The following is a 6,474-nucleotide window of genomic DNA, read 5'->3' on the forward strand; positions in this document are numbered from 1 at the left end:
GGTGAAAGAAGAACAATTTACACTGGAAGAACAAGTCTTCCGTTTTGAAAAAGAAGAAACGAGCTGGCGGCTGGACCTTAAGCGTTCAGAAGTGGATAGCCAGGATTTACGCAATTTATGGATTTTGGATCTCCATCATCCCTTGTTTTTAGAGCAAAGCATGATAGCTGATCAAGACCAGATTCATCTGACCTATCAGACAGATGCGCTAGGATTGAGTGCTGAAGAAACCCAAGAATTACCCGTGTCAGACCGTCTGCGTCTAGCTATCAATGTCTTGGATTTGGCGCCAGCCTTGGAGCTTCCGGTGACCTTTATGTTGCATCCTATCAATTTGTTTGTGACCAAGGATGCGCAAGTCAAGATCGCTTATCGCGGAGTGCCGGGGATGATGGTGCCACGCAAGTGGGATCAGGTTGAATTCTTGCGTCAGGCCAAGTGCTATGCGGTCACTCTCTTTGGGGACTGGGACTTCATGGAACTCTATCAAGGCACGCTTGAATTAGAAGATCTGCCAGATTTCTTGGTGGAAATCCGTGATGCCGCTAGCTTAGAAGAGATGAAAGCTCTCTTAGAAAAAGCCTACCAAGAACGCAAGGAAGAGGAAGAAAAGACCTTGACCTTGGTTTCAAGTCGTCAACAGTCAACACCGAATCTTTAAGTTGGCAACGGTTTGGCTTTCAGCTGTAGTGGCCCTCTTACTCTTGCCCTTGATTTATTTGGTCTTTTTCCAAGCACCCTTTAAAGAAAAGTTGCTTCAAGCGGATACAGCCTATCTCAAGGTAGACTATACGGGTGTGATCGATGAGCTGGAAGGAGTGGCTCCAAGCAGTCTTCCGATGACACAGAAATATGAGTTGGCGACGTCTTACTTGCAAGGCTTGAATTTCTCGGAGGACCAAAAGAAGGTCATCCTCAATAACGTCACGCTCAAGTCAGACAGCCTCTATCTCCACTACTGGATCTATATCGGTCGTCATGACTTTACCCAAGCGCTGGATACGGCTAAGCGGATCGACGATTCAGACTTGATTATCTATGCCCTTCGTAAAGAAATCAAGGCGACACGTGATAGCGAAAAACTCTCTGGTGAACAGCGCGAGAAAAAACTCTCTGAGCTTGAGGGCGAATACAAGAAATACTGGGATGCTCGCTCTAAACTCTTGGAAGCAGAGACAGATGAAACCAAAGCTTCCACTAGCAGCTCAACAACAGCTTCATCTACAGAAGGCTCCTCAACAGAAAGCTCGTCTTCTACAACTGCAAGCTCGACTGAGTCTAGCGACCACAAGGAGTAGTCTATGAAAAAACGTATCATACTCTATAAAAAAGGTTTTCGCTATGAGCTAGCGCTAGAAGAGGGAAAAACAGCGACCGTATCGAATCAAGAAACAGCTCAGTTGACCCTGGCTTCGCAAGAAAATCCCCTTCATTTCCAATGGAGTCAAGGTGAAATCTTCTACCAGTATGGGGAAGACAAGGGTGTGCTTGAAAATAGCAAGATCCTTGGGGATGTGGTCTGCTACTTGGCGACAGGAGAAGTCCATACCTATGAACTGCTAGACAAGGAAGAAATTCTCGTAGCAGATGAAAAGGGTGCAGATGTGCGCTTGCACTATCCAGTACGCTTTCTTCTTGTGAAAAAAGAGCAGACTTGGACATGTCAGCTTTTATCTGGAAAACTCTATCATAACCATAAACTTGTCAGTGAAGCAACTTTTCCACTAGCTTTTGGAGATGAGCTGGCCATTGGAGATGTGACCTTTAAGCTCTACCCGGAAGAATTTGGCGTGGAAGGGGCTGTCGAAGTAAGTCCTTATCTGGTGCCGCGTTTGCATTCGCGTTATGACTTTTACAAAGACTATCCAGAGTACCACCGGTCTCCGCGGATCATCTACCGGAGTTCGGAAGACAAGATCTTGATCAATCCTCCGGGAGCGGAGCCTCAAAAACCATCCGATGAACTCTTGAAGTTGATCATGCCACCCCTCATCATGGTTGGGGTGACCCTCTTGATCACCATCTTCCAACCGCGGGGGCTCTATATCATCGCGACGGTATCCATGTCTGTGGTCAGTGTGATCTTTTCGGTACAAGGATTTTTCAAGAATCGTAAGAAATACAAAGAAGATAAGAAAGAGCGCGTGGAGCTCTACCATCTCTATCTCAAGGACAAGGCCAAGGACTTGGAACAGCTCTCTCGTAAGCAGCGAGAAGGCATGTTTTACCATTTCCCAGCCATCGAAGACTTGACCAAGATGGTCAAACGTTATGACTCGCGGATCTACGAAAAAACACCGCTTCATTTTGACTTTTTGGCCTATCGTTTGGGCTTGGGCAAGGTTCCAACTAGCTATGAGCTCAAATATGGTCAGGAAGAACGCAGTGGGAAAAAAGATGCCTTGGAAGAAGAAGGCTATGCCCTTTTCCAAGCTCACCAAAAGATCGACAATCTTCCGATTGTAGCTAGCCTTAATCGGGGACCTGTCGGGTACGTCGGCCCTCGTCCTATCGTGCTAGAGCAGTTGCAACTCCTGGTTTCCCAATTGGCTGTCTTTCACTCTTACCATGATCTGACCATTATTCCGATCATTCCAGAAGAGGAAAAAGAAAGCTGGGATTGGATGCGCTGGTTGCCTCATGCAACTCTGCAAGACATGAATGTCCGTAGCTTTGTCTACAATCAGCGGACACGCGATCAGGTCTTGAACAGTCTCAACCAAATCCTCAAGCTCCGCAAGGCGCAAAAAGAGGAAGAAAAAGCTAATGATACCAAGATCTTCCACCCTCACTATGTGGTCCTCATCACCGATGAAACCTTGATTTTGGACCATGTCATCATGGAGTTCTTCCGTGAGGATCCGACAGAGCTCGGCTGCTCCATCATCTATGTGGCAGACGTGCTCTCATCTCTTTCTGAAAATATCCAAACCGTTATCTCTATCAAGGACCGCAACCAAGGGCAATTGCTCCTGCAAGAAGGGGTCCTTCGGGAGCTTGACTTCCAATTGGATCACTTCCCTGAAGGTTATGACAAGGAAGCCATCTCGCGTGGCCTTGCCCCTCTTAAGCATATCCAACAGCTCAAGAGCTCAATTCCAGACTCGGTGACCTTCCTTGAAATGTATCAGGCAGAGACTTTCAATGACCTCAAAGTCTTGAGTCGTTGGGAGAGCCATGCTCCTTACCAAAGTTTGGCCGTGCCGATTGGTCTGCGCGGGAAGGACGATTTGGTCTACCTCAATCTCCATGAAAAAGCTCATGGACCCCACGGCTTGATCGCAGGGACAACTGGTTCTGGTAAGTCTGAAACCATTCAGTCTTATATCCTGAGCCTGGCTGTCAACTTCCACCCCCACGATGTGGCTTTCCTCCTCATCGACTACAAGGGTGGGGGAATGGCCAACCTCTTCAAGGATCTGCCTCACTTGCTTGGGACCATCACCAACTTGGATGGTGCCCAGTCCATGCGGGCCCTAGCCTCTATCAATGCGGAGATCCATCGTCGGGAGCGGCTCTTTGGTCAATATGGGGTCAACCATATCAACCAATACCAAAAGAAATTTAAACTGGGTGAAGCGACTGAACCGCTTCCTCACCTCTTCTTGATCAGTGATGAGTTCGCCGAACTCAAGGTCAACCAACCAGACTTCATCAAGGAATTGGTCTCTATCGCGCGTGTCGGGCGTTCCCTCGGAGTGCACTTGATCCTTGCGACGCAAAAACCTTCTGGGGTCGTGGATGATCAGATCTGGTCCAACTCCCGCTTCAAGCTAGCCCTCAAGGTAGCAGACCGTGGAGACTCCATGGAGATGCTGCGGACAGCAGATGCGGCTGAGATCACCCAGACCGGTCGTGCCTACCTCCAAGTCGGGAATAACGAAGTCTATGAACTCTTCCAAACCGCTTGGTCAGGAGCAGACTACCAGCCTGAAAAGGACCAGCTAGGGATCGAAGACCATACCATCTACTTGATTAATGAACTGGGCCAATACGAAGTCCTCAACCAAGACCTATCCGGTCTGGATATGGCAGAAGAAATCAAGGAAGTGCCAACAGAGCTAGATGTCATCGTACAAGAAATCAACCACTTGCACCAAGAAGAAGGCATCGCAGCTGTGGCTCAACCATGGTTGCCACCCCTCAAAGAGCGGATCACGCTGGATGAGTTGGACAAGGTCGTGCCGATCGAGGCTTGGCAAAAACGAACAGCTCCAAGTGTCCTAATCGGGGTCGCCGATATCCCGCAAGCGCAAAAGCAAGAAGCTGTCGCTATTGATCTGTCAAAAGATGGGAATATCCTCCTTTACGGAAGTCCAGGGACAGGAAAGACGACTTTCCTTCAGACAGTCGCCATGGATCTGGCTCGCAAGCAGAGTCCAGAAAATCTGACCATGTACTTACTCGATTTCGGAACCAATGGTCTAGCACCCTTGACTCAATTGCCACATGTGGCCGATAGCCTCTTGCTTGATCAGACAGAGAAAATCCAGAAATTCATCCGGATCATCAACCGCGAGTTGGATCGCCGCAAAAAGCTCCTCTCTGAGCATGGTGTCGGCACCATCGCCCTCTACCGTGAAGTGACTGGCAAGCAAGAGCCTACCATGGTTATCCTCATGGATAGCTATGAGTCCATGAAGGACGAGGCTTATGAGACAGACCTCTTCAAGCTCTTCATGCGCATCTCCCGTGAAGGTCTCAGCATCGGTGTGCACCTGATCATCACAGCTAGCCGTCAGAATAACCTACGGGCTCAGCTCTATTCAAACTTCAAGCACCAGCTTACCTTGCCACAAAATGATATCTCTGAGATCCGCGGTATCGTGGGAGCAACCCCACTAGCGTCTACGATGGAAGACATCAAGGGACGCGCCCTCATGAAGCGTGACGAAGTCGATGTCGTCCAATTCGCCCTACCCGTCGCAGGGGACAATGATATCCAAATCATCAACAACCTCCGCGACCAAGTCCAAAGCCTCAAGGAGATGTGGACAGGCCTCACCCCAGCAGGCATCCCAATGGTGCCAGATGAGTTGACAGAGGCAGTGTTCTACGGACGTGAGGATGTGAAAGAGTCCATGGAAAATCTAGAATTTCCAATTGGACTTGACTTTGAAATGGTCAAAACTATCAAGATTCCATTTGATCGCTTGAAAAATCTGGTATTTATGGCGGACTCTCCAGAATCACTGGAAAATCAGCAAAAACATTTGTTAAATACAGCACTTCAATTTGGATCAAAATTACATATTATGCTGGTGGATCCATTAGAAGAATGTATTGCCTACAAGGATAGAGTTTCTACTTATATTAGTAGTAGCCAAGAAATCTCTGAAATTGCTAAACAATTAATATATGAGGTTAATCGTCGTCTTGAAAAAGATCTATATTCAGACTGGTTGATCATGATGCCAACTATTAAGGCAATTGTTGATCACGGACTCACAGAAAAAGATCTACGCTATCTATTTGATAATGGACCACGAGTTGGTATGCACTTTGTAATAGGAAGTGAATATGCCTATCTTGGAAATAACATCAATGAAGTACCGAAATATCTCAAAGGCAATGCTCAATGGTTTATGATCGGTATGAGATTGATGGATCAAATGTTCCTAGATAAGCCTTATAATAATCGAGAAGCACGTCTTGCTTCAGATGAAATTTACTTGCATGATCGCAAGCAAGCTATTAAACTTAAAATCACCAAGAATGGATAGGGAGGTAACTATATGACACCAATACAGAGTAGAGAAGAAGTCGCAAGTTCTATCGCTTCAGGAATAGCGAGTGCGGCAGGAAGTATAACAGCACCTGGCCCAGTCACACTAGATGGATCGAGTGAGTATCCAGGAAATAGTACAGCTGCAGAAAAAATTCCAGAGGAAGCCAACTATGCAGCCTCAATTAGTGGTGTGCTAAATGATTTTGTAGAATTGATCCATGGGGTTGCGGCAGAATTTGTAGCCATGGATAGTAATATCGCGTCCAACATCGATGCCAATACATCTAATTTACCAGAAACCAGTGCAGCTCCTGGTGAGAGCGGAGAGTTTGTACCAAATTCGGGATACTTTGCAGAATAATGAAACCAATCACCTTAGAAGAGATCGATAAAAAGAAGAAAAACATTACCCAATCGCTCGATCAGCTGAACTTAGAAAAAAGGAAAGTGGAGAGAGCAGAAAAGGAAATGTTTGAACTACATCGACAAAGCTTAAAACCTCTTCGTCAGATCTTAACGCTGCCCATATCTTCCAAAGACTATCAAGTCTACGAAAATCTAATCGTGAGTGTAGAAGGCATCGGAGCTATGGTTGAAGAATGGTCTGAAGGACGAAGAGCGGATATTAAGAAGCGAGAAAATCAGCTGGATGAGCAATTAAATGAACTCTACCACGCTAGAAAGAAACTATTAATAGAACAGGAGTCGAAAAAGTAATATGGTCAAAATGGTATTAAGTTCATCGG

At 46.6% G+C, this 6,474-nt stretch carries 3 protein-coding genes and 1 pseudogene; all 4 read left to right on the plus strand.

From position 1 onward, the window contains the following. Nucleotide 1: 1 nt before the first annotated feature. Nucleotides 2-1,298: pseudogene (essB, locus tag HMPREF2917_RS09325) on the plus strand (type VII secretion protein EssB). A gap of 3 nt (nt 1,299-1,301) precedes the next feature. Further along, nucleotides 1,302-5,723: a type VII secretion protein EssC gene (gene essC / locus HMPREF2917_RS09330; RefSeq protein WP_070590421.1), complete on the plus strand. Its 4,422-nt coding sequence runs from the start codon at nt 1,302-1,304 to the stop codon at nt 5,721-5,723. Between the two features lie 12 nt (nt 5,724-5,735). Continuing rightward, nucleotides 5,736-6,089, plus strand: a complete 354-nt coding sequence (locus HMPREF2917_RS09335; RefSeq protein WP_070590423.1) for a TIGR04197 family type VII secretion effector — start codon at nt 5,736-5,738, stop codon at nt 6,087-6,089. Continuing rightward, entirely contained in the window at nt 6,089-6,445 is a 357-nt protein-coding gene (locus HMPREF2917_RS09340; protein WP_070590426.1) for a DUF3958 family protein, read from the plus strand. The genes HMPREF2917_RS09335 and HMPREF2917_RS09340 overlap by 1 nt, the downstream gene beginning before the upstream one ends. Nucleotides 6,446-6,474: the final 29 nt, after the last annotated feature.

Source organism: Streptococcus sp. HMSC061E03 (assembly GCF_001813505.1).
Classification (GTDB): Bacteria; Bacillota; Bacilli; order Lactobacillales; family Streptococcaceae; genus Streptococcus.

Coding starts and splice junctions, on each gene's coding strand:
- essC (WP_070590421.1), top strand. CDS start 1,302: ATGAAAAAACGTATCATACTCTATAAAAAAGGTTTTCGCTATGAGCTA.
- HMPREF2917_RS09335 (WP_070590423.1), top strand. CDS start 5,736: ATGACACCAATACAGAGTAGAGAAGAAGTCGCAAGTTCTATCGCTTCA.
- HMPREF2917_RS09340 (WP_070590426.1), top strand. CDS start 6,089: ATGAAACCAATCACCTTAGAAGAGATCGATAAAAAGAAGAAAAACATT.